The sequence below is a fragment of the Kitasatospora sp. NPDC057940 genome (assembly GCF_042887425.1).
GTDB lineage: Bacteria > Actinomycetota > Actinomycetes > Streptomycetales > Streptomycetaceae > Kitasatospora.
Genome location: NZ_JBHVPH010000034.1, coordinates 1 through 20,779 on the forward strand (window position 1 = coordinate 1; position 20,779 = coordinate 20,779).

Consider the following 20,779-nt stretch of genomic DNA (forward strand, 5'->3'; position numbering starts at 1 on the left):
GCTCCCGCAACTCAGCAAGATCATCACGCCTAACGCCCACGGTCCTCGCAACTCCCACAGATCGCGGGTGTTGCGAGGACCGTTAGAACCCAAGCCCTTCCACCGGGGGTGCGGGCCGTCGTCGTGCGGGTGCGCGCGGGTCAGCCGCGGGTGGCCATGGCGCGCAGGAAGAAGGTGAGGTTGGCCGGGCGCTCGGCGAGGCGGCGCATGAAGTAGCCGTACCACTCCTGGCCGTAGGGCAGGTACACGCGCATGGTGTTGCCCTCGCCGGCGAGGCGCAGCTGCTCCTCGGGGCGGATGCCGAACAGCATCTGGTACTCGAAGGAGTCGCGCTTGCGGCCGTTCCACTGGGCGAGCTGGCCGGCGATCTTGATCATGTTGGGGTCGTGCGAGGCGATCATCGGGTAGCCCTCGCCGGCCATCAGGACCTTGAGCGCGCGGACGTACGCGAGGTCGACCTCGTGCTTGCCCTGGAAGGCGACCGACTCGGGCTCCTTGTAGGCGCCCTTGCACAGGCGCACACGCGAGCCGGGGCCGGAGAACTCGCGGCAGTCGGCCTCGGTGCGGCGCAGGTAGGCCTGGAGCACGACGCCCAGCCAGGGGAAGTCGGCCCGCAGCTCGCGCGCGATGGCGAGGGTGGAGTCGGTGGTGGTGTGGTCCTCCATGTCGAGGGTCACCGTGGTGCCGGCGTCGGCGGCGGCCTCGCAGATGCGGCGGGCGTTCTCCAGCGCGATCTTCTCGCCGTCCACCGGGAGGAACTGGCCGACGGCCGACAGCTTGACCGACACCTCGGCGCCGGCCGCGAGGCCGGTCTCCTTGAGCGCCGTGAGCAGGTGCTCGTAGGCCTCGGCGGTGCCGGCGGCCTGGGCGGCGTCCTGGGTGTCCTCGCCGAGGTGGTCCAGGGTGACCTTGCGGCCGGTGGCGATCAGGTCGTCGGTGGCGGTGACGGCGTCGTCGAGGACGTCACCGGCGACGAAGCGCTCGACTATCGCGTGGGTCGGCGGGAACTTCTCGACCACGGTGCGGACCTGCGGCGACCGGGAGGCCGCGAGAAGGGCGGAACGGAGCATCGTGACTCCTGGAGCTGGTGCTTCTAAGGGTGGCAGAAGGGGGCCGGGGCGGCGGGTGTGTGGCACCGCCGCCCCGGCGGGGGGCCCCCCCCCCCCGGGGGGCCCCACGGCCCCAGTGGCACCCACTCCGCACCCTGGTGGCTCCTGCGATGAGGTGCTCGCCGACGAGATGAAGGACGAGCTCCAGTATTGGTTGGCCCTGCCTCCACCCGGTCGGTTGGTCACCACGCCGTCTGGGGGCTGCAACTCCCTCACGGCTCTGCGGCACGTCGGCCTACATTTCCGATCCGAGGACCGCCCGGGACCATCACACCTGGGCCATCGCCCCGAGAAGCGGCACGCCCGCCTGACGGCGCGACAAACGAGCAAGATCGACTCGCTGTCACCCATACTCACCGTGCAAAGCCTCCTCCGCCGGGTCATTCCGCCCGTACGGCCGCCGGATCAAGTGAACATCCGCATACCAACCACGGCTTTGAGGTAATGGCCACCGCCACTGCTCGTGTCCGTTGCCCGCAGGTCCGGCCTGCCGCCTGAGCGTCGAAGACATCGACGGCCTCCGTCCGTCGCGACGTTCACTCGCGGGACCCTGTGGCGCACGGTCTGCCAGACGTGCGCCCGCTCCGAGGAGGTGCTGGATGTCAACACCGAGGAGCCGGACCTGGCCGGCCGTCATTGCCCGGTGAAGTCCAAGGGCGCCCAGCCCAAGGTCCGCCGTCGCGGTGCACCAGGTCGCCACTCTTAAAACGCATAAACTGAGTTGTAGCTGCGAATGTCGCTCCCCTGATCACGGCCTCTTTGAAGCTTGGAAACTCGATCTCGGCCTTGTTGCCGTCAGTGGAAATCGGAGAGTCGGCCATGAAAGGCTCCTTCGAATTCGGCCGTAGCCGCCAGACCTGCTGCCGGGCTGCTACGGAGCGGTTGCAGGCCATCAGGACTGCGCGCCAGGCCTGCATCGATCGTGACGGCTTCATGCGCGCTCGTAGACAGATCTACCCGGACGAGTGAAGCGACCGGCCGCCGCAGCCAATGCCCGCCAGCCACCTGTCAGGCCTTGTGAGGCCGGTGCAAGATGTGAGTCACCGTCACAGCCACGGCTCGGCCCAGGGCGCCGCTTCCCGCAGGGGTGAGCGCGGTGGCCGACCGGCTGTCGCTACCGGCGGCATGCCGCGCAGCGTGCTGCGGCGCCGGGAGGACGGCGAGTCCGTCGAGCAGGTCCGCTCCGACCTGATCGTCCCCACGCGCAAGCGCAAGGGTCAAAACCTCGGCTTGGTCGGTATCTACCGGGTGCTTGTCGAGCAGGGGACGCGCCAGACGTACCCCGAAGCCGCAGAAGTGTCGACCCACGCCGACTTCGCCGCGCTCCGGAACGGCTGGCCCTGGCCAATCTCGGCCAGGGCGAGGGCTTCGAGATCGTCTCACCGGCTGTGTGAGGCGGCCTCTGGTTGAGCTCGGATTGCCGGGCGGGCGCTACGCGGCCAACGTGAAGGCGGAGCCGGCGGAGATGAGCGAGATGCTGCTGAGGCCCGAGACCGGGTCGGTGAGCGCGGTGCGGTTGGTGGTGGTGCCGTCGCCGAGCTGGCCGCTGCTGTTCAGGCCCCAGGCCATGACCGTCCCGTCGGCCAGCCGGGCGAGGCTGTGCGAGGCGCCGGCTGACCGGGGTGATGAGGGCGAGCTCTGAGGTGCCAGTACCCTCTGGCGGCGACTGTCGAATGCGCTGGGCCTGTCATGGGCTGCGCGTACACAAGCCCATGTGCGTCGGCTCGGGGTGAAGCGTGATGCTGGTCGCGGTTTCTACCCGGGCGGCGAGGTCAGCAAGCGCCCGGGCGAATCCCGTGGCTGTCGCGTTGCCGTGAGCGGTGACTGTGAGGGTTCGGCGTTCCGAGCAGCGCACGCCTTCGGTGATCGTCTGGCCGGGGCGGCAGCCGACGAACTCCAGCAGCCATCCGGCGCTGGCGCGGAGTTGGCCGTCGCTGTCCCGGTGGACGGGGCAGCCGAGGCCTGACCAGTGTGTGGCCTGGGCGTTGGTGACTCGTGGGTTGAGGAAGACCGAACCGACCTGGCGGGCGTCCGGGCCGCTCGGGTCGAGGAGGAGGCCGCGACGGCGTCGGTTGGCGAGTACGGCTGCGGTGACCTCCGGCACGGTCGGTCGGGTGCCGACGGGGACGTCGAGTTCGTCGGCGAGCGGGCGGTAGGTGATCGGCGCCGCCGGGGCGTGGGTCAGGTGGAGGGTGGCGGTGAGGATGGTCCAGCGCCCGGGGTTCTCCTTGAAGCGGCTGTTGCGGTAGCGCAGGCGGCAGGCCTGGATCGGGAAGGACCGCAGGCAGCTCATGTTCCAGTCCCAGACCGAGACGCTGTGGAGCGTGTCGGAGATCTGCTGGCCGTAGGCGCCGGCGTTCTGGACCGGTGCGGCGCCGACGGTGCCGGGGATTCCGGCGAGGCATTCGATGCCGGCCAGTCGCTCGGCGGCGGCCCACTGGACGAGGTCGGTGAGCGGGTGGCCGGCCTGGACGGTGACGGACACCGTGGTGTCGTCGAGCTTCAGTGCGGTGATGCCGCGGGTGTTCATGACCATGACGGTGCCGGGGTGGCCGGCGTCCGCCGCGATCACGTTGCTGCCGTGCCCCAGGACGACAGGGTCGTTCTCCTCGCTGTGGCCGACCACGCGGGTGGCGTCGGGCCAGTGGGCGGGGTCGGAGACGGTCAGGACGGTCCCAGCTGGTCCGCCGAGCCGGAGGGTGGTCAGCGACGCGAGCGAGTCCTGGGGCACGGCGGTGGTCCTCTCAGTCGGCGGTCACGGCCTTGAGTGCGAGGTTGCGGAGCGGGGCGAGGCGGGTGCGGTTGTCCTGGTGGTGGTAGACGGCGTTGGTGCAGAGGGCGAGGTAGCGGCCGGTGCCGGGGGAGAGGTAGAGACTGGTGCCGGTGAAGCCGTGGTGGTAGGCGACCCGGGCGTCGTCGGCGAGGATCCAGGCCAGGCCGCGGTGGAGACCGGGTTCGATCTCGGCCTGGGGTTCCATGCTGGTGCGGAGCCAGGAGCCCAGTCCGCTTCCGTGGACGTGTGCGTCGAGCAGCCGGTCCGCGAAGGCCGCGAGGTCGGCCGGGGTGGTGAACACCCCGGCGTGGCCGGCGACGCCGCCGAGCAGGGCGGCGTTGTCGTCGTGCGGGATGCCCCACAGGCGCGGGCCGCCGGGGAGGCGTTGCTCAGTCGGGGCGACCTCGGAGGACCGGCTGACGGGCCCGTAGATGGTGCGGGTCATGCCGAGGGACTGCCAGAGGTCGACGGCAAGTTCATCCAGGCGGCGGCCGTGGACGTGGGCGAGCGCGAGGCCGAGGAGGATGAAGCCGCGGTTGATGTACCGGTGGCCGGCGCCGGGTTCGGCGATCAGCGGCTCGCCGCAGATCAGCGAGGCCAGGGGCTCGGTTCGGTTCCGGTACTGGTCGAGACGTGTGTCGGCCCGCAGGCCGGAGGTGTGCGCGAGGATCTGCCCGACCGTCACCTTCCCGCCGGGCGCCTGGTCCGGAAGGTCGGGAAGCAGGTCGCGTACCGGGGTGTCCGCGGAGATGCCGTCGGCCAGGCCGATCAGCGGCCAGGTGGACAGGACCTTGGTCAGCGACGCGGCGTCGTAGACCGTGTCCGGGCCGGGCCGCTCACTCCCGCACTCGGGCGCGACGATGCCGGAGGCGGCGAACTCGGGCTCGCTGTCGCGCGTGCCGTACGCGATGACGCCGCCGGGCAGGGCGCCGTCGTCGACCAACAGGTCGAGACACTGCTGCAGTTCGGTGACGGTGTCCGACGTCCACGGTCGGGTGCTGCTCACGGAAGCTCCTGGTTGATCGTCAGGTCGGCTCCCAGCGCGGACAGTTTGGCCAGCAGGTCGCCGTAGCCGCGCCGGAGGTGGTACATGCCCCGGATCGTAGAGGTTCCCTCGGCCGCCAGGGCGGCGAGCACGAGCGCGGTCACCGCCCGGATGTCCTCGCCCGCCACGTCAGCGGCGAGGAGCCTAGACGGGCCCTCGACAGTGATCACCGGGCCGTCGGCGTTGACGACGGCGCCGAACTGCCGCAGCGCCGCGAGGTGGCTGTCGCGTCGGCTGTAGATCCGCTCGTCGATCCGGGACGTTCCGGCGGCGCGGGTGAGGGCGGCGGTCAGCTGGGGCTGGACGTCGGTCGGGTAGCCCGGGTGCGGGCCGGTCGCCGCCTCCACCGCGCGCAGTCCCCTCGGCACGCTGACGGTCGTCCCGGCGTGCTCGGCGGTCAGGAGGATCCCGACGTCGGCGAAGACCGACACCAGGCCCGTCGGGAAGCCGCTGGGCGGAAAGGCGTCGAGGTGGACGTCCCCACCCGTGATCGCGGCGGCGAGTGCCAGGGTGGCGGCCTCCAAGCGGTCGAACGGAACCGGGAAGACGCCACCGGCGATGCGGTCGGTGCCGGTGACGTGCAGCGCTTCGGTGCCCTGCCACGTGATGCCGACGCCGGAGCGGGCGAGCAGTTCCGCGGTGACGGTGACCTCGGGCTCGATGTTCGGCCCGAGGATCGACGAGGTGCCGGGGGTGCGAGCGGCCAGCAGCATCGCGGTGACTGTCGCGCCCAGGCTCGGACCCCACTTCCTGGTGCTGACCGTGGTGATGAACGGCAACCGCTTCGAACTGGGGAAACGGGCACGTACGCGCCCCCGGTTCACTTCGACGTCGGCGCCGGCGGCCTCCATGGCGGCCAGGTGCAGGTCGATGTGGCGGGCGCAGAAGGCGTCACCGCCGGGCAACGGAAAGGTGACCTTGCCGCAGCGGGTCAGCAGGGCAGCGGCCATGACCGCGGTGGTGCGGATGCGACGGCCGAGGTCGTCCGGGATGACCGGGAAGTAGGAGTCGGCAGGCCGGGTCTCGAACTCGCCGTCGATGACGCTGGCGTGGGTGCCGGTGCGGTGGAGGATCTCCGCGCACACTCCGGTGTCGAGGATCGCGGGGGCGCCGGTGAGGGTGAGCGGCTGGTCGGCGAGGATCGCGGCCGCGTACAGGTGCAGGGCGATGTTCTTGCTGCCCTGAACGGTCGTGCTGCCGTGCAGGGGGCGGCCGCCGGTGATCCGCAGGGTGAGCCGGTCGGAGGTCGTGGTGGAGGTCATGGTCACCTTCCCTGGCTTCCGGCGGGGAAGAACCCGCCGATCTGGGTGCGGGGGTAGAGGGTGGTGTGGGCGCCGATGAGCGTGGCGGGCTGGAGCACGGTGCCGGCGGGGACGATCACGCCGTCGCCGATCACGGCGCCGAACTTGGTCTGGCCGGTGGGCACGCGGTGCCCGTCGAGGCGCGCGCAGACCTCGTCGGTGGCCGGTTCCGTGACCGGTCCACTGGTGACGCGCAGGCCGGTCGTGGACACGAACGCGCCGATGTTGACGCCGATGCCGAGGACGGAGTCGCCGACGAAGCTGGTGTGTTTCATGAAGACCCCGCCGGTCAGCAAGGAGCGGGTGATCTCGGCTCCCCAGCCGATCCGGCAGCCGGGGCCGATGACGGTGTGGTCCCGGACCCGGGCGCCGGCGTCGATCACGGCACCGGGGCAGACCAGCACCGGGCCGGTGACGACCGCCCCCTCGGCGATGACGGCCCCGGCGGCCACGGTCACCGTGCCTCGGACGACGGCACCGGGCTCGATGGTCCCGCTGGTCTCGGGCATCTCGATGTCCAACTGCCCGGTCAGCAGGTCGGCGATGGCCTTCTTGAGCCCGAAGACGGTCGGGCAGCGGCCGAACAGGTGCGCGACGACGGGGTCGGTGACCTGCTCGGTGTCGAAGTAGTACTCAGAGGTGGTGCGGTAGTCGATGCGGTCCAGTTCGGTGTTCAGCGGGGACGCGACGGACAGCCGGTGCATGGCCGGTTCTCCTCTCGGACGAGCGAGTGGAAGAAGGGGGTGGAGCCGATGAGAACGCCGACGCCTACGGGGCGGCGGTCAGGTCCGGGGCGGTGTCCGCGGCCACCGGACGGGCGTCGACCTGGTGCTGTACAGCGACGCCCAACAGGACGAGCACGGGCACGTGCAGGGTGGCCCAGGAGGCCGTCAGGAAGACACCGAACCGGTCGCGGTTCGACGGCGCGGCGTGCCGGGGGCCGGTGGAGAGCGGGGAGGTGCTGGGTGTCGGCATGGCGGGAGCCTCCGCAGCCTGGGACGGGTTGACTGTCCCAGTGAACTACCGGTTCGCTGCCGCGATCCGTAGTCGGACTACGGCCCGTAGTCCGACTACGGGTCAGATCAGCTGCACACCTGCCCGAGCGGCGAAGTCGCGCACTCCCGGAAGCTGGCGGTCGTACCGCAGCAGACCGACGGCGAGGTCACGGACGGCACCCCGGCGAACCTCCTGCGGGGCCGTCTCCTCGGCGGCGAGCAGGGCCCGGTAGCACTGCTCGTACTTGCCCCACTGGTCGAAGGCACGGGCCACGTCCGTGAAGAACCTGGCCTGCCGTTCGGCGGTCGGCAGCGCGGCCGGGTCGATCGTCCTGACGAGCTCGATCGCCCGGCCGGCGTCGCCGAGTTCGTAATGCACCGACAGCTCGTGGAGGGCGACACCCTGGACACCGTCCGCGCGGCCGGACGTCCGGCCGGCCGCAGTGGCGCTGTCGTTGGCCTCCCTGATGAGGGCGTGAGCGTACGACCGGTCGCCGGACTTGGCCGCGGTGTAGGCGGCGGTGGCGTACAGGTCACCGCGCGCGGCCAGGCGGGCGGCCTCGCCTACCGAGGCGTCGGTGAGCAGATCCTCGGCGGCGAGCACCACGATGTCGGTCGCCCGGGCCAGGCTGCCCTGGCGGCGCCAGGAACTGGAGACCATCCGCTGGGCCTCGGCGGTGATCAGCGGGTCGCCACCCAGCCGTGCGGCGGTCAGGGCTCGATCCGACGTCACCGCCACCAGGTTGTTGTCACCGACCTTGATGCTCAACCTGGCGGCGACGTTGTAGAAGCGGGCGACGTTCCGGGCTCGTTCCTCCGCCGTACCGGCCATGCCGGCGGCCACGATCCGGCCGGGCAGCGCCTGCGCGAGGACGTCGTACCGGGCCGACCTGAACTCCTGGCGGGAGGAGGTGAGCGAAGCGTCGACGGACCCCAGGGTCGGCTCGATGGGAGGAGCCGGGATCCTGCCCGGCCCGTACACCAGCAGGTCCTCCAGGCCGGACAGCGGTGAGGGCGCCTCGGCACGGGCGACTTGCAGGCCGGCGACCGGGGCGGCGAGGGCGGCCACCGCCAGGGTCAGGAACGGGCGGCGACGCACATCGTCCTCCTCGGCACCGGAAGTCGTCGCCAGCGTAGCCGAGCTGACACGCCGGCGCGGTGATCTCGGCCGCTTCGCGGCCGGTTGTGGCAGCGCCAGGAGCTGGTCGATCCCGACGCCCAGGGCCGAGGCCATCCGTCGTAAGAGTTGCAGGTCGTGGACCTGCTGGACATCCCGCTCGACCTGCGACATCCAGTCCTCGCTGCGGTCGAGCTCCGCCGCCAGGCGGAGCTGTGTCCAGCCGAGCACCGAACGACGCAGCGAGACGAACCTGCCGAACGTGGCGTCGCCGTCGGTCACTGTTCCCCCTGGCCCTGTCCCGTGATCACGGTTCACCTGCCGGCGCGGAGACACCGGCCTGGCCGTCCACGGTCTCCGGCTCCGCCCAGACCAGCGGGTGGCCTCCGGCATACCGGTCGAAGACGTTCTTGCCCTGGTGCAGCACTAGCAGGAGGCGGCAGATCGGCGCCATGGCGACGATGTCGAGCACGCCGAGGCGCAGCGGCCGTGCGACCAGGTTGCCGCCGAGTCGCAGGGCGTCGCGGACGAGGACCCGCATCGGGGTCCGGGGCGCCGAGTGCCGGTACTTCTCCTCGGTCGCGGCGAGCAGGAGCGCGAGATGGGCGGTCAGCTCCTCGTACAACGCGTAGAGGAGGTCCAATTGGGGTCCGGTGAGTTCCTCGCCGGCCAGGGCTCGTTCCGAGAGGGCGTCCGCCTGGCTCACCGCGCGCAGAACTCCGGCCACGTCGATGTCGAGCAGGGGCTCAGCCACAGGTGGCTCCCCGGCGTCGGCCGGCCAGGATGAGGTGGGCGACGAGGTCGGGCTGGCACAGCAGGGCGGGGGAGTCCATCTGGACGGACCAGAAGGCGCGGGTGCCGTCCTCGCGGGTCAGGCCTGGCCGCGGCACGGCGACGGCCTGTCCCCGGCCCAGGCAGGGCACGTCCGAGAGGTTCCAGTGCCGCGCCGTGCCGGCCGGGACCAGCGCGAAGTAGGCGTCGTACGAGTCGTAGCAGAACACCGGGCCGCCCAGCACGCGGCTGAGGTAGCGGTCCACCTGCCAACGTTGGTCGGTACGAGCAGCCGCGTGGACCTCGGCGGCCGGAACGGGCACCACGGCGAACAGCACGCCGGCGGGCAGCAGCGCCAGACCGTCTTTCTTCCAGTCGTTGAAGGCGAGGCGGGGCACCGGGGCCGCGCAGGCGAGCCAGTGCGCGACTGCGCGCTGCCGCTCGGTCGCGGTGGTGAGGTGCGGGATCACTCGACCCCCTCCTTCGACGTCGGCCCGCTTTCCAGGTGGGTCGCGCAGAAAACCGGGTCGAAGTCGCGCTCGGCGCCGGCCTCGTCCACGACGCTGCTCCTACCCGCCGGACGCGGCGGCGCTTCGGTGCTGTTGCACCTGAGGCACGCCTTGCCCTCCACCTGGGCCTCACCGGCCAGCACCTGGAACTGCCGACCGCTGCTCACGCGGACGGTGACCCAACGGGATGCGACCGCGCGCCTGAGGGCGGAGGCGAGCAGCACCGGGCCGACGAGCCGGTCCGGATGGCCGGGATCCGGCGGTACGAGCCAGTGGGGACCGGGCGGTCCGATGACCAGGACACCCGGAACCGCGACGTAGCCGCCGAAGCTGAGCAGACGATCCCCGGGCAAGTCGGCCTCGATGCCGCTTCGCGGGGGCACCAGGAAGTAGATCCGGGGCTCACGGCGGCTGTCCCAGATCACCGGCCCGGGGCGGCGCACGGTGACGCCTTCGAGGATCGAGAGGGCTTCCAGACCGAGCTTCTGGCCGACGGCGACCGCGTCCCAGCACGTGCCGTCCTCGACGGCGACGACCGTGTCGCCGGGAGGGGCCCACGTACTGGCGGGTCCGAACGAGCGGGGCATGCGGTAACTCCTGTCATGTCGGTGAATCCGTCACGAACAAGGTCGAGCCGCTGGAAGTCGAGAACTCACACAACCGTGTGTTAGTCCACGGTCACATTCCGATCCACGAGGCATAGTTCGCCATCGACTCGGGGAGCCGACGCTGTGCCCGGAGCAGACCGGCCACCGTTTCGCGGACGGTGGAGCTGTGCCGGGACTGCTGCGGGGCGAGGCGGCGGGCGTCGAGGAGACGGCGGAAGGCGGCGTCGCCCTTGCCGGTCCAGAGCAGAGCCCGGGCGATCTCTGCGTGATGGTGCGCGGCACGGCTGGCGGGCCAGGAGTCGGGGATCTCGATGGCCCGCGCGACTATCAGGGCCTCGTGGTAGAGCATCTGGTCGATCAGGCAACTCACCCGGTGGGCAGCGACGTTGGTCGGACCGAAGGCCAGCCAGAGGAGCTCCGGGACCTCACCGGTTCGCACCGAGATGGACTCGGCCTCGGCGAGGTTGCCGGTGATCGCCTCGGCGTCCCCGTTCCGGGCGGCGAGGACCGCGATGCCGAGGTGCACCTGACCGGTCACGGCTTCCCGCTCGATACCCGGATCGGCCTGTGCGGCCGTCTGCCGGGCGAGTTCCGCGATGCGGATGCCGGTCCGGTACTGGCCGGCTCGTAGGTAGGCCAGTGCCCGGTTGTACTGCCTGATCGCTCCGGTCACGGCGTCGGAGGCCCGCTCGGCCGCCCAGCCCATGCGATCGAGGGAGATCGACGCGAGGTCCTGGAACCCGAGCTTGCTGGCGAGGTCGTAGCCGGAGCGGTACTGCATGGCGAGGGCCTGCCAGGCGCGCCGGTCACCGGTGCTGTGTGCCGCGGTCGTGGTCTCGGTGATCAAGCCGGGCAGTTCTGCGGCCGCGCTCCGCAGGTCCGACGCGCGGATCAGGCGGCACACTCGGTCGGTGTGCGCGACGAGGTCCTCGATCGGGCGCGGGGCGACGTCCGGGTCCGCGCCCAGGTCGAAGACGTCCAGCGACTCGCGGATGGGCTGGATCAGCCCGTCGAGCTGGTCGCGCCGCAACTCCTCGATGTACGGGCGTCCTTCGAGATCGGCGACGGGCACGGACAGCGCTCGGGCGATGGACGCGACGACTGCCGGGCTGGCCTGTCGCTTGCCCTGCTCGATCTGAGCCATGTGGGATGCCGAGATCGCCGCTTTCAGGGCGAGTTCGGTCTGGGTCATGTGCCGGAGCTTGCGGGTCTGCTTGATCCGTTTGCCGATGGTGTCGGGCGCGAAGTCGGTCATGGTGCGTCCCTTGGGAGTCGGGCCCGGTGATCCGACGGTAGCGCCAAGTAGCCGTAGACCTCAGGCAATTCGGCCGGGTTGCCGAAGCCTGTTCCCGCAGGGTTCGATGACCTTCATGTCCGCCACGCACCCGGTCCTGTACCTCTTCGGCTCCGCCGCCCCGCCCGTCCTGGACGTCGCGCACGTCGTGCGCCAGGCGCAGGACAGGGGGTGGGACGTGGCACTCGGGCTCACGCCGACAGCGGCGAGCTGGCTCCAGGCCGAACTGCCCGAGCTGGAGCGCCTGACCGGTTACCCGGTGAAGTCCGCCTACCGTCGGCCAGGCGACCCGGACGTGCTTCCGCCCGCCGACGCCGTCCTCTTCGCTCCCGGAACGATGAACAGCATCAACAGCCTCGCGCTCGGCATCACGACCTCCTGGGTCATCGGGTACGCGGCTGAGGCGATCGGCAAGGGCATCCCGCTGACGGTGATGCCGTGCACGAACACGGCGCTCACTGGGCATCCCCAGTTCTCGCGCAGCGTCACGACGTTGCGCGACGCCGGGGTCCGGGTGCTGCTCGGGGAAGGGGGCTTCGTCCCGAACATCCCGGGGCAGGGGAGGCCGGAAGCCTACCCGTGGGAGGCCGCGCTCGTGGCGGCCGGAGAATCCGTCCGGCGTTGATCTTCTGAGGCGCGGGGCCTGGCCAGGCGGCGCGCTGGAGGCGTCTGCGGTCGACCGGCTCGAAGCTGACCCGGGTGGTCATCTCTACCCGAGCACCACGAACGGAGAGCCCGTGACCAGAACCACCGAGCACACCAACAGCGCCCCGGCCCCGACCACCACCCCGGCCCCGACCACCACCCCGGTCCCGGCCGGCTCCGACCCGCTCCTGCATCTGGAGTACGAGACCCAGACCCCAGCGGCCCGGAGGCAGTCCGCGGCCTGCTGCACCCAGCCGAACTCGCGCTGCTCGGCATGCCGGTGACGTGCTCCGACTGCCGGGCCCGCCGCGACTGGCTGCTGCTCAACCGCCGCCGCAACGTCTGGGTGCGGTGCCGCTGCGGGAACGAGTGGCTGGAGCCGGAGATCACCCGAAGGACTTCGACGCGATGATCGCCAACCCGACCTGGACCCACCACCCCGACACCGACACCGACCCCGCGCGGGTGGCCCTCGGCTTCGACGGCACCTTCGCCGGTAGCTACCTGGATCAGGGCGGTCCTTCTCGTTCTGGTGTGACTGAGCACTTCATTCGGCGGTTGAGCAGCCCAGTCGCGGAACTCAAGGCCCGGCTCGGACGGCACCTGGGACTGTTCGGATCGTTGTCGCCTGGGCGCGATACCGCAGTGCGTGGCCCCGCCCCGCAGCGGGGCCGACGCTTCTGCGGTGTTCTCAGCCCGTCACCGTCACTGTGGTGGTCTCGGGGCTGGCGCTGTTGCCCTGGTAGACGGTGTCGCCGCTGTAGACGGCGGTGATGACGTGCGCACCAGCGGTCCGGAAGAAGACGACGCGCCCTGCGGCGGCGCAGTTTCGGAGATTGAGGATCAGGCGTGCCGTGCCCAGGGTCGTGCCGGTCGTGGTGTCGGTGAACGTCACGGTTCCGGTGGGCGGGGTCGTGGCGCCCGTACCGGCCGGGCAGACCAGGTCGTCGAGCACTACCGGCAGGCCGAGCCGGACCTGCGGGGGCAACGCGATCAGGCGCGTGTTCACGGGCTTGCCCGGGGTGGTGTAGCTGATGGTGATGCTCGGGGTGGCGCTGGTGGCGGTGGGGCCGGTGCCGCCGGCGGGGACGAGCGACGAGCCTCCGCCGCCGCCGCCCCCGCCGCCGCTCGGACTGATGAAGGGGTTGATGTTGCCGCCGCCGCCTCCGCCGTAGTAGCCGCCGCCGCCGGCACCGCCGGTCAGGGAGGCGCCCGGGCCGCCTCCGGTGCCGCCGGTACCGAGCGTGCCGGTCCCACCGCCGAACACCCCGCCCCCGCCGGTGCCGCCGGCCCCGCCCTGGGTGGACGTCCCCGCCCCGCCGCCGTTTCCTCCGTTGCAGGTCGCGTTCGTGCCCGGCTGGCCGGCGTCTCCGCCCGGGCTTCCGGTGCACTGGCCGGCCCAGCCGGCTCCGCCGCCGCCCGCGGCCACGATGAGACGGGAGTCGGTGGTGGTGAGGGGGGTGGTGCCGGGCTGGGTGCGGACGTCGGAGGCGCCGCCGCCGCCTCCGCCGAAGTGGGTGCTGCCACCGCCGTTGAACCCGCCGGTGCACTGCGCGCTACCGGCGCACGGGGCGCCGCCGGTGGCGGCGCCGCCGACTTCGACGTAGAGGGTCTGCCCCCCGGAGAGCCCGGTGAGGGTGCCGGACACCTGGGCGCCCCGGCCGCCGCCGACGCCGTTGTCCTCCACGCCGCCGGCCCCGCCGATCGCCGTGACGTCGACCTGCGTGACACCGCCGGGCACGGTGAACGTCTGCTCGGCGCCGGTGGAGGCGAACGTACAGGTGGTGGTGGGGCCGGACACCGTGCAGGTGCCCTGTGCGTGGGCGGGCGCGGGCAGCGCCAGCGGGGCGACGGCCGTAGCGCAGAACACGGCGGCCGCCACGGCTGACACCCGGCTCCGCCGCCCGGACGAACCGGCGTGGTGCCCGTGCGTCGAGCTCGGCCGGTCGGCGACCTCCGACAGTGGGTATGTCACGATCAACTCCAGAAAAGGGAAGAGGGTCTCTCGGCGAGGGATCGCCTTCCGTCACTGTCGGTCACACGGGCGGGGTCGCGGTTGCCCACCGAGCTGACACACCGCCGGTTCACACCGGCGGCCCCTGGCCGGGTGTTCGGCAGCACCCGAGTCCGAAAGTGCGATCACAGCCCCGAAGGAAGCGCGCGGGTGCCGGGCCCTGACTTGTCACCAAGCGCTCAGCCTCGCCAACCGGGGCACTCGGTTACATCCGGTCACCATCCCAAATCGGGCGGGGCTGTCGGGGGGAGCTGGCGGGCGGTGGCCAGCTGGTGAAGGCCGAGCCGGACGGCGGCCGGGCGCAGGCCGAGGTCGGCGGCGGGCCTCTCAGGCGTGAGATCGGGTTCGCGCCGCAGGCGTTCGAGGACGGCTTGGTCGGCCCGGTTCTCGGTGGAGCGCACGGTGCGTTAGGCGGCCAGTGCGCCGCCGCCGAGGGCGAACAGCCCTGCGGCGCACACCGCGTACGTGCCGGTCACCGCAGCGCCGGTCGCGGTGGCGGCGCCGATCGCAGCGACGGAGCACGATCCTCCCTGCGAAGCCGAGGACACCGACGACCCTCCCTCGCCGGACTCCGCCCGGTGAACGCCCCGGCGTGGTACCTCGGAGCCCTGCCGGGCGGGACCGGCGCCAAGGCGTTCACCGGGCGTAGTCGACCTCGGGGAAGTCGGGGGAGGGACCGTCGAGCAGCCGCCCCTGGTCGCGGAGGTGGAGGTCGAAGAAGGCGCGCGGGTAGGCGCGTTGGAACGCCTGTGCCCGGTGCCCGGGAATCGTCCCGACCTCGTCCTCCAGATCGGGCGGTGACATGCCCAGGAGAGGGGCGATCAGCGGCAGGAGCAGCACATCGTCGCCGAACGACTGGTGCGCGGCTCCCCGTACGGTCAGGTGCAGGCGCCAGCCGCGTAGATGCGACCAGAACGCGCGCAGGGCGGGGTTGCTCTCCATGCCGCCCTTGCCGGGGGTGTCCACGACCAGGAACGGACGGTCGAGCCCGGCGTCCACCACCGGGCCCGCCGCGCCCCCGTCCAGGCTCATTCCCGCCGTGATCCGCCCGTCGGTGAGCATCGTCGCGGCGGTGGTGGCGCCGCCCAGGGAGTGGCCGAGCATTCCGACGCGCCGCGGGTCGAGCGCCCCGCGGATGCCTGTGGGCAGCGGGGTGCGGCAGACGCCGGGGTGGCCACCCGCGCGGAGGACGGCGAGCCGGTCCAGGACGAAGCGGATGTCGTCGGTACGGACCGCGAGGGCCTTGGCGTAGTCGCTGATCCCGCCCAGCGGATTCGTCTCGACGCGTCCACCGGGGAAGGCGACCGCCGCCGCGTCGTAGGTGTGGTCGACGGTGACCACCACGAAGCCGTGACTGGCGAGGTCTTCCGCGATGCCGGTGCCGAACGACCGTGACGCGTCGGCGCCGGGAGAGTAGAGCACGACGGGCAGGGGGCCGGGTGGGCCGCCGACGGGAGCGCCCTCGTGGCCGTGGGTGCCTCCCAGTCGTACCCGGCCGGGAGGCAGGCCGAGGAGGCTCAGGTACCGGTCGGCCGCCGCCGGAGGCATCCAGGGAACGGTGGGGCGGTCCGCGCAGCCGCGGGCGGGGTACCAGATGCTGATCATCAGCTCACGGCAGGGGCGGGAGGGCACCCAGGGGTCCGGCCGCGTGGTGTCGGCCAGGTGCAGCGCGATCGTACCCAGCGGGTACGGTCCGTTCGGGGCGGGCAGTTGGAACCGCACAGGTTCCGCCTGCCTCGGTCGTGCGACGGCCACCGGCGCGAGCGGACCCGGGATCAGGGCGGCGGCCAGTGCCGCGGACGAGGACAGCAGTGTTCTCCGATTCATGGTTCCACTGTTCCGCCCGGTGAGCTCGGCGGCTTCGCCCCCGGGGAGGAACCCGGTGTCAGCCCAGGAGGGTATGACGGGCATCGGCCGCGCGGATGACTCAGCCCAGGAGATGACGTCCTCCGGGCTGACGGGCCCCGGGCACCTGTGTGGATAGCGTGGCCGGCATGGGCGACGGGGAGTCACGGCCGCTGGTGGCCAGACGTCTGCGGGACGGACAGTGGCACGGCGTGGACACGGTCGCGGCCGTGTTCCTCGCCCTGGGGTTCGGCGCGAGCGAGACGCGCAGCGGTGGCTGGGGCGCGGGAGCCGTGGCGGCGGTGGTCTGGCTGCCGGTCGCGGTACGGCGTAGACGGCCCGTCCGGGTTCTGTACACGGTCCTGGCCGGAGCGGTCTTCGCCATGGCGTTCACCGGATGGGAGGAGTCCTGGGTCCCCGTCGGGGTCGCCCTGTACTCGGTGGCGGTGCGGGAACCGCCACGCCGGTCCGCGGCGGCGCTCGGCTGCTCGCTGGGCGCCGTCGCGGCGGCCATGGCCCTCGTACCGCGACCGGTCCCGGCCTCCGGGGTCGCGTGGGGCGTCGTCTTCGCGTCCTTGATGATGACCCTGCCCTGGCTGGTGGGCACCGCGCTGAGAGAGCAGCGTTCGTACGCGGAACTCGCCGCCCGGCAGGCCGTGACGGACGAGCGCCTGCGGATCGCCCGCGAGCTCCACGACGTGGTGGCCCACCATCTGACGGTCATCGCGGTACGGGCCGAGGTGGCCTGTGCGGTGGCCTCCACCAACCCGCAGGAGGCCGAGCGGACCCTCGCACTGGTCGGGACAGCGGGCCGGACGGCGCTCACCGAGATGCGCCGGATGCTCGGCGTTCTGCGATCACCCGGTGACGGAGCCGAGTTGGGGTCCGCCCCCGGTCTGGCGGACCTGCCCGCGCTCGCGGACGGCGCGGGCCCGCGCGTGGAGCTGTCCGTCGACCCGGATCCACCGCTCCCCCCGGGTGTGGAACTGGCGGTCTACCGGATCGTTCAGGAAGCCCTCACCAATGTCGTCAGGCACGCGGGATCGGCGGACTGCCGGGTGAACCTGTCCCGGGTGGGTCCCGAGGCGGTCGAGATCGAGGTCGTCAACGACGCGCCGTCCCGGCTCCCGTCCCGGCTCCCGTCCCGGCTCCCGTCCCGGCGTCCTGGCGGCGGGCACGGACTCATCGGGATGCGGGAGCGGGCGGCCATGTGCGGCGGGACCCTCTCCGCCGGCCCCCTGCCGACGGGCGGATTCCGGGTGCACGCGCGGCTGCCCTGCGGATCGGAGACAGCACGGTGAACCGGCCGGTCCGGGTCCTGATCGCCGATGACCAGGCGCTGTTGCGGGCGGGCTTCCGCCTGCTCATCGAGAGCGTGCCGGACCTCGCCGTCGCGGGCGAGGCCGTCAGCGGCGAGCAGGCCGTCGAACTCGCCCTGCGGCTACGGCCCGACGTCGTGCTGATGGACATCCGGATGCCGGGCATGGACGGTCTGGAGGCCACCCGGCGCATCTGCGCGGACCCGGACGCCGTCGGCACCCGTGTGCTGGTCCTGACCACGTTCGACCTGGACGAGTACGTGTACGCGGCACTCCGCGGCGGAGCCAGCGGATTCCTCCTGAAGGACATCCTCCCCGCCGACCTGCTGACAGCCTTGCGGGTGGTCGCCTCCGGCGACGCCCTGCTCGCGCCCTCGGTCACCCGCCGTCTGATCCGCGAGTTCGCCGGACGCCACGAGCCGCGCCCGCGGCTTGCCCGGGAGCTGGCGGGCCTGACCCCACGGGAACGGGAAGTTCTCCGACTGGTGGCCCGGGGACTGCCCAACCGCGTGATCGCCGAGCATCTGGGGCTGAGCATCGCGACCGTCAAGACACACGTCCGGCGGCTGCTGGCCAAGCTCCACGCCCATGACCGGGCCCAGCTGGTCGTCATCGCCTATGAGACCGGCGTGGTCACCGCAGGTGGGAGCCTCCCGTCCACGGGCTGACGCCTCCCCGACTGGGACGGTGGACCCGAATCGAGGTGGCGCTGGTGGGTGGCGGTGGTGGGGGGCAACGCACCGGACAGTGTCGGCGGCTCTTTCCACAGGCTCGTTGGCATCTCACATGATCTGCAACGACGCCTATCACGCTTCGTTGCCACCGATTACGGGATAGGGCCCGGTGAGTGAGCCGGCGGCTGTGGGCACGATCGCCCGACGCGCAGGTCGGTGGGCGTTCAAGGCCGAGCGCAACCGCAAGTACGGTGCGATGAATTTCGGGACATACACCGAGGAGTGGAAGGCCGGCCAGTGCGCGCTCGCCCCGGCGTCGCTGCGGCACCTCGACTCGCTCAGACTTCCTCGACCAGTCCGCAGGCGAAGGGGAACGCCTCCATGAACTCACGCCGACCGGGATCGGTCTCGGCTTCGGTCAGATTCCCGATCACCAACAGGAACCGGTCGAGCTGCTCGGGCGGCAGTCCCTTGAGTGCCGAGGCGGCGCTCTCCAGTACCCTCACCGCAGAGTCGGAATCCACCTCGTCCTCATCACAGCTGTCGAGGAACCAGAGGTTGTCAATGAGAAGTCCGGCGAGGGCGGGAACCAGCGGGTCGATATCGGTCACCCGGAGAATCTAGCCTGAGCCGAGCCGTACGTTCCTCGCACCGGCCGCACCTCGGTGCGGCCGGACAGCCATGTCCTGGGACCGTCAACGATGTCCTGGCGCCAATCTGTCCAAGATCACCTGGGACCTCACACCCCGGGGAGATCCCACTGTCCCTGGACATGGGTGCGCGCTTCCAGCTCTGGCACTCAGGAGATCCTCGCCCAGGGCAGGTCTACCGCCCAGACTGCCCGGGTCCGGGAGATGTCCTACGTTCCCGTGCGGGGCGCTGAACACCACGTCATGGCCCGGAAAGCGATAGAAGATATCTACAAGCTGTCATCAGATCTGTCGTCAGGCAGTTGCCCGCGCGCAGCGCTCCGGCGTGGCGCGCAGAAAACCATCTGCAATAGACGAGGATCCGTATCGATCGTGCCATGGTCGCGAATGAGTTCCTGCCGCTGCACGGAGCCTTGTCCCCGAGGTCTTCGCCGAGGCTTCCGTGACTGCCCACGCGGACTGGGGATGTTCGGGGCTGCTCGGCCTTCAGGTCAACACGTCAAAAAGGTAGATGCGCACGATAAAGCACATTTCATTGCTAGCGTTTAGCGCCACCGTGCGGGCGGCGTAGGAGGTAGGTCCTGGTGGGCACACCATGAGTGAGACTCCGGGTGCAGAGGACAAGGAGCCTGAGCAGGCTTCCCCTCGTGAGCCGTCGCTGGTGGATGCGATTGCCCCGCTGGTCCTGCTCGCCGTACTGATCGCCGGTTCGCTGGCGCTGTTCGGACTGGATGCCCTGGACGGTCCGGTCCAGGTCGCCCTGGTGCTGTGTGTCATGGCGGCGGCGTTGATCGCCATGAAGAACCGGCACGACTGGCATGGGGTTGAGCGCGCCGCGCAGGGGGCGTTGACCTCGATCACCGGTGCGTTGTTCATCCTGCTCGCTGTCGGTGCGCTGATCGGGGTGTGGAACCTATCGGGGACCATTCCCACCCTGGTGTACTACGGCATCCAGATCCTGTCGCCGAGCTGGTACTACGCTGCCACCGCGCTGATCTGCGGAGTGATCGCGCTCAGTATCGGCAGTTCGTGGACCACGGCCGGGACCGTCGGCGTCGGCCTGGTCGGCGTCGCGACGATGCTCGGCGTCTCGCCCGCGATCACTGCGGGCGCGGTCATCTCCGGCGCCTACCTCGGGGACAAGCTCTCGCCGCTGTCCGAGACCACGGTGCTGACCGCGCAGTTGGTCGGGGTCGACCTCTATCAGCATGTCAAACGCCAGGCGTGGACATCGATTCCGGCGTTCGTCGCCGCCTTCGTCGCCTTCCTCGTGATCGGCCTGGTGCGGGGGCCTGAGGTGCACAACCCGGTGGGCAAGGATATTGAGCTCAGCAGTCTCGGGCACATCTACCACATCACACCGTTGAATCTGCTGCCGCTGTTGCTGCTGGGCTTCTTGTCGATCCGTAAGACGCCGGCCCCTCTGGCGCTGACAGCCTCCACGCTGTTCGCCGGGATTCTGGGAGCCTTTCTCCAGCCCTCAGTCATGAAGGACTTCGTCGGGGGCTCGTCGCACAACCCGTTCCTGGGCTCGATCAAGGGCATCTGGCGGGCCATGGCCAACGGCTTCTCCATCCACTCGGGGATCGGGGACATCGACCGGCTGCTGTCCCGCGGCGGCATGGACAGCATGCTGCCCACTATCTGGCTGATCATCGGGGCTGTCACGTTCGGCGCCCTGCTGGAGGAGTTCGGCCTGATCAATCGGCTGGTGCACCCGCTGATCCGCGCGGCCAAGAGCCGGGGACGGCTATACCTGACCGTGTTCGCCTGCGCCTTCGGACTCAATGTCGTGGCCGGTGACCAGTACATCGCCCTCGTACTGCCGGCCCGTGTCTTCCGCCTCGAGTTCGCCCGGCGCGGACTCGCGCCCACCAACCTGTCCCGCCTGGCCGCTGACAGCGGCACGGTCACCTCCGCCCTGGTGCCCTGGAACTCCTGCGGGGCGTTCATGGGCGCCGTCCTCGGTGTGGCCACCCTGTCCTACGCGCCCTTCGCCATCTTCAACTGGGCGAGCCCTGCCCTCAGCGTGCTCTACGGGATCACGGGCTTCCGCATTGAAAAGACCACCGCGCCCGACCCGGGCCGGAGCAGTACTGAGGAAGGATGA

21 protein-coding genes are annotated in these 20,779 nt (G+C 71.1%); 5 read left to right on the forward strand and 16 right to left on the reverse strand.

Annotated features, from left to right (window positions below):
• Nucleotides 1-140 precede the first annotated feature (140 nt).
• The 12 genes from ACFVTF_RS33730 to ACFVTF_RS33785 all read right to left on the reverse strand — a co-directional run bounded on the left by ACFVTF_RS33730 (nucleotide 141) and on the right by ACFVTF_RS33785 (nucleotide 11,483).
• Nucleotides 141-1,070, reverse strand: a complete 930-nt coding sequence (locus tag ACFVTF_RS33730) for a proline dehydrogenase family protein (protein ID WP_371519317.1) — start codon at nucleotides 1,068-1,070, stop codon at nucleotides 141-143.
• A gap of 1,470 nt (nucleotides 1,071-2,540) precedes the next feature.
• Nucleotides 2,541-2,759 carry a hypothetical protein gene (locus tag ACFVTF_RS33735; protein WP_387817915.1) on the reverse strand — a complete coding sequence of 73 codons (219 nt, stop codon included), beginning with the start codon at nucleotides 2,757-2,759 and terminating at the stop codon, nucleotides 2,541-2,543.
• Nucleotides 2,760-2,796: 37 nt separating this feature from the next.
• Complete coding sequence (locus ACFVTF_RS33740) at nucleotides 2,797-3,840, reverse strand: UDP-N-acetylmuramate dehydrogenase (protein ID WP_387817854.1); 1,044 nt, start codon at nucleotides 3,838-3,840, stop codon at nucleotides 2,797-2,799.
• Between the two features lie 13 nt (nucleotides 3,841-3,853).
• Entirely contained in the window at nucleotides 3,854-4,888 is a 1,035-nt protein-coding gene (locus ACFVTF_RS33745) for a serine hydrolase domain-containing protein (protein ID WP_387817855.1), read from the reverse strand.
• The gene (locus tag ACFVTF_RS33750) at nucleotides 4,885-6,189 is read right to left on the reverse strand and encodes a UDP-N-acetylglucosamine 1-carboxyvinyltransferase (protein WP_387817856.1); all 1,305 of its coding nucleotides are present in this window, start codon (nucleotides 6,187-6,189) and stop codon (nucleotides 4,885-4,887) included. The genes ACFVTF_RS33745 and ACFVTF_RS33750 overlap by 4 nt, the downstream gene beginning before the upstream one ends.
• Before the next feature lie 2 nt (nucleotides 6,190-6,191).
• Entirely contained in the window at nucleotides 6,192-6,932 is a 741-nt protein-coding gene (locus ACFVTF_RS33755) for a hypothetical protein (protein ID WP_387817857.1), read from the reverse strand.
• A 64-nt stretch (nucleotides 6,933-6,996) separates the two neighbouring features.
• The gene (locus ACFVTF_RS33760; RefSeq protein ID WP_387817858.1) at nucleotides 6,997-7,203 is read right to left on the reverse strand and encodes a hypothetical protein; all 207 of its coding nucleotides are present in this window, start codon (nucleotides 7,201-7,203) and stop codon (nucleotides 6,997-6,999) included.
• A 102-nt stretch (nucleotides 7,204-7,305) separates the two neighbouring features.
• Nucleotides 7,306-8,622: a helix-turn-helix domain-containing protein gene (locus tag ACFVTF_RS33765; RefSeq protein ID WP_387817859.1), complete on the reverse strand. Its 1,317-nt coding sequence runs from the start codon at nucleotides 8,620-8,622 to the stop codon at nucleotides 7,306-7,308.
• 25 nt (nucleotides 8,623-8,647) lie between these two features.
• Nucleotides 8,648-9,094, reverse strand: coding sequence for a hypothetical protein (locus ACFVTF_RS33770; RefSeq protein ID WP_387817860.1), 447 nt, complete (start codon nucleotides 9,092-9,094; stop codon nucleotides 8,648-8,650).
• Complete coding sequence (locus ACFVTF_RS33775) at nucleotides 9,087-9,581, reverse strand: hypothetical protein (protein WP_387817861.1); 495 nt, start codon at nucleotides 9,579-9,581, stop codon at nucleotides 9,087-9,089. Before ACFVTF_RS33775 ends, ACFVTF_RS33770 begins: the two co-directional genes overlap by 8 nt.
• The gene (locus ACFVTF_RS33780) at nucleotides 9,578-10,207 is read right to left on the reverse strand and encodes a hypothetical protein (RefSeq protein ID WP_387817862.1); all 630 of its coding nucleotides are present in this window, start codon (nucleotides 10,205-10,207) and stop codon (nucleotides 9,578-9,580) included. Before ACFVTF_RS33780 ends, ACFVTF_RS33775 begins: the two co-directional genes overlap by 4 nt.
• A gap of 91 nt (nucleotides 10,208-10,298) precedes the next feature.
• Entirely contained in the window at nucleotides 10,299-11,483 is a 1,185-nt protein-coding gene (locus tag ACFVTF_RS33785) for a helix-turn-helix domain-containing protein (RefSeq protein ID WP_387817863.1), read from the reverse strand.
• Between the two features lie 115 nt (nucleotides 11,484-11,598).
• Between ACFVTF_RS33785 and ACFVTF_RS33790 the strand changes: the two genes are divergently transcribed.
• Both ACFVTF_RS33790 and ACFVTF_RS33795 read left to right on the forward strand, forming a co-directional pair.
• Nucleotides 11,599-12,147, forward strand: a complete 549-nt coding sequence (locus ACFVTF_RS33790) for a flavoprotein (protein ID WP_387817864.1) — start codon at nucleotides 11,599-11,601, stop codon at nucleotides 12,145-12,147.
• A gap of 112 nt (nucleotides 12,148-12,259) precedes the next feature.
• Complete coding sequence (locus ACFVTF_RS33795) at nucleotides 12,260-12,451, forward strand: hypothetical protein (protein WP_387817865.1); 192 nt, start codon at nucleotides 12,260-12,262, stop codon at nucleotides 12,449-12,451.
• 407 nt (nucleotides 12,452-12,858) lie between these two features.
• Here ACFVTF_RS33795 and ACFVTF_RS33800 read toward each other — a convergent pair whose 3' ends face one another.
• The 3 genes from ACFVTF_RS33800 to ACFVTF_RS33810 form a co-directional block, all read right to left on the reverse strand.
• The gene (locus ACFVTF_RS33800) at nucleotides 12,859-14,142 is read right to left on the reverse strand and encodes an Ig-like domain repeat protein (RefSeq protein ID WP_387817866.1); all 1,284 of its coding nucleotides are present in this window, start codon (nucleotides 14,140-14,142) and stop codon (nucleotides 12,859-12,861) included.
• A 446-nt stretch (nucleotides 14,143-14,588) separates the two neighbouring features.
• Nucleotides 14,589-14,729, reverse strand: coding sequence for a hypothetical protein (locus ACFVTF_RS33805; RefSeq protein ID WP_387817867.1), 141 nt, complete (start codon nucleotides 14,727-14,729; stop codon nucleotides 14,589-14,591).
• Between the two features lie 88 nt (nucleotides 14,730-14,817).
• Nucleotides 14,818-16,008: an alpha/beta hydrolase family protein gene (locus ACFVTF_RS33810; protein ID WP_387817868.1), complete on the reverse strand. Its 1,191-nt coding sequence runs from the start codon at nucleotides 16,006-16,008 to the stop codon at nucleotides 14,818-14,820.
• Between the two features lie 167 nt (nucleotides 16,009-16,175).
• Between ACFVTF_RS33810 and ACFVTF_RS33815 the strand changes: the two genes are divergently transcribed.
• Together ACFVTF_RS33815 and ACFVTF_RS33820 are read left to right on the forward strand one after the other, a co-directional pair.
• Nucleotides 16,176-17,327 (forward strand): sensor histidine kinase, encoded by a 1,152-nt coding sequence (locus ACFVTF_RS33815; protein ID WP_387817869.1) that lies wholly within the window; start codon nucleotides 16,176-16,178, stop codon nucleotides 17,325-17,327.
• On the forward strand, nucleotides 17,324-18,013 hold the full coding sequence (locus tag ACFVTF_RS33820) for a response regulator (RefSeq protein ID WP_387817870.1): 690 nt from the start codon (nucleotides 17,324-17,326) through the stop codon (nucleotides 18,011-18,013). Before ACFVTF_RS33815 ends, ACFVTF_RS33820 begins: the two co-directional genes overlap by 4 nt.
• Before the next feature lie 344 nt (nucleotides 18,014-18,357).
• On the opposite strand, the gene ACFVTF_RS33825 is transcribed toward ACFVTF_RS33820, so the two are convergent.
• Nucleotides 18,358-18,630, reverse strand: coding sequence for a hypothetical protein (locus ACFVTF_RS33825; protein WP_387817871.1), 273 nt, complete (start codon nucleotides 18,628-18,630; stop codon nucleotides 18,358-18,360).
• A 634-nt stretch (nucleotides 18,631-19,264) separates the two neighbouring features.
• On the opposite strand from ACFVTF_RS33825, the gene nhaC reads away from it, so the two are divergent.
• On the forward strand, nucleotides 19,265-20,779 hold the full coding sequence (nhaC, locus tag ACFVTF_RS33830) for a Na+/H+ antiporter NhaC (protein ID WP_387817872.1): 1,515 nt from the start codon (nucleotides 19,265-19,267) through the stop codon (nucleotides 20,777-20,779).

Coding starts and splice junctions, on each gene's coding strand:
- ACFVTF_RS33750 (WP_387817856.1), bottom strand. CDS start 6,189: ATGACCTCCACCACGACCTCCGACCGGCTCACCCTGCGGATCACCGGC.
- ACFVTF_RS33780 (WP_387817862.1), bottom strand. CDS start 10,207: ATGCCCCGCTCGTTCGGACCCGCCAGTACGTGGGCCCCTCCCGGCGAC.
- ACFVTF_RS33815 (WP_387817869.1), top strand. CDS start 16,176: ATGGGCGACGGGGAGTCACGGCCGCTGGTGGCCAGACGTCTGCGGGAC.
- ACFVTF_RS33760 (WP_387817858.1), bottom strand. CDS start 7,203: ATGCCGACACCCAGCACCTCCCCGCTCTCCACCGGCCCCCGGCACGCC.
- ACFVTF_RS33755 (WP_387817857.1), bottom strand. CDS start 6,932: ATGCACCGGCTGTCCGTCGCGTCCCCGCTGAACACCGAACTGGACCGC.
- ACFVTF_RS33790 (WP_387817864.1), top strand. CDS start 11,599: ATGTCCGCCACGCACCCGGTCCTGTACCTCTTCGGCTCCGCCGCCCCG.
- nhaC (WP_387817872.1), top strand. CDS start 19,265: ATGAGTGAGACTCCGGGTGCAGAGGACAAGGAGCCTGAGCAGGCTTCC.
- ACFVTF_RS33785 (WP_387817863.1), bottom strand. CDS start 11,483: ATGACCGACTTCGCGCCCGACACCATCGGCAAACGGATCAAGCAGACC.
- ACFVTF_RS33730 (WP_371519317.1), bottom strand. CDS start 1,070: ATGCTCCGTTCCGCCCTTCTCGCGGCCTCCCGGTCGCCGCAGGTCCGC.
- ACFVTF_RS33810 (WP_387817868.1), bottom strand. CDS start 16,008: ATGAATCGGAGAACACTGCTGTCCTCGTCCGCGGCACTGGCCGCCGCC.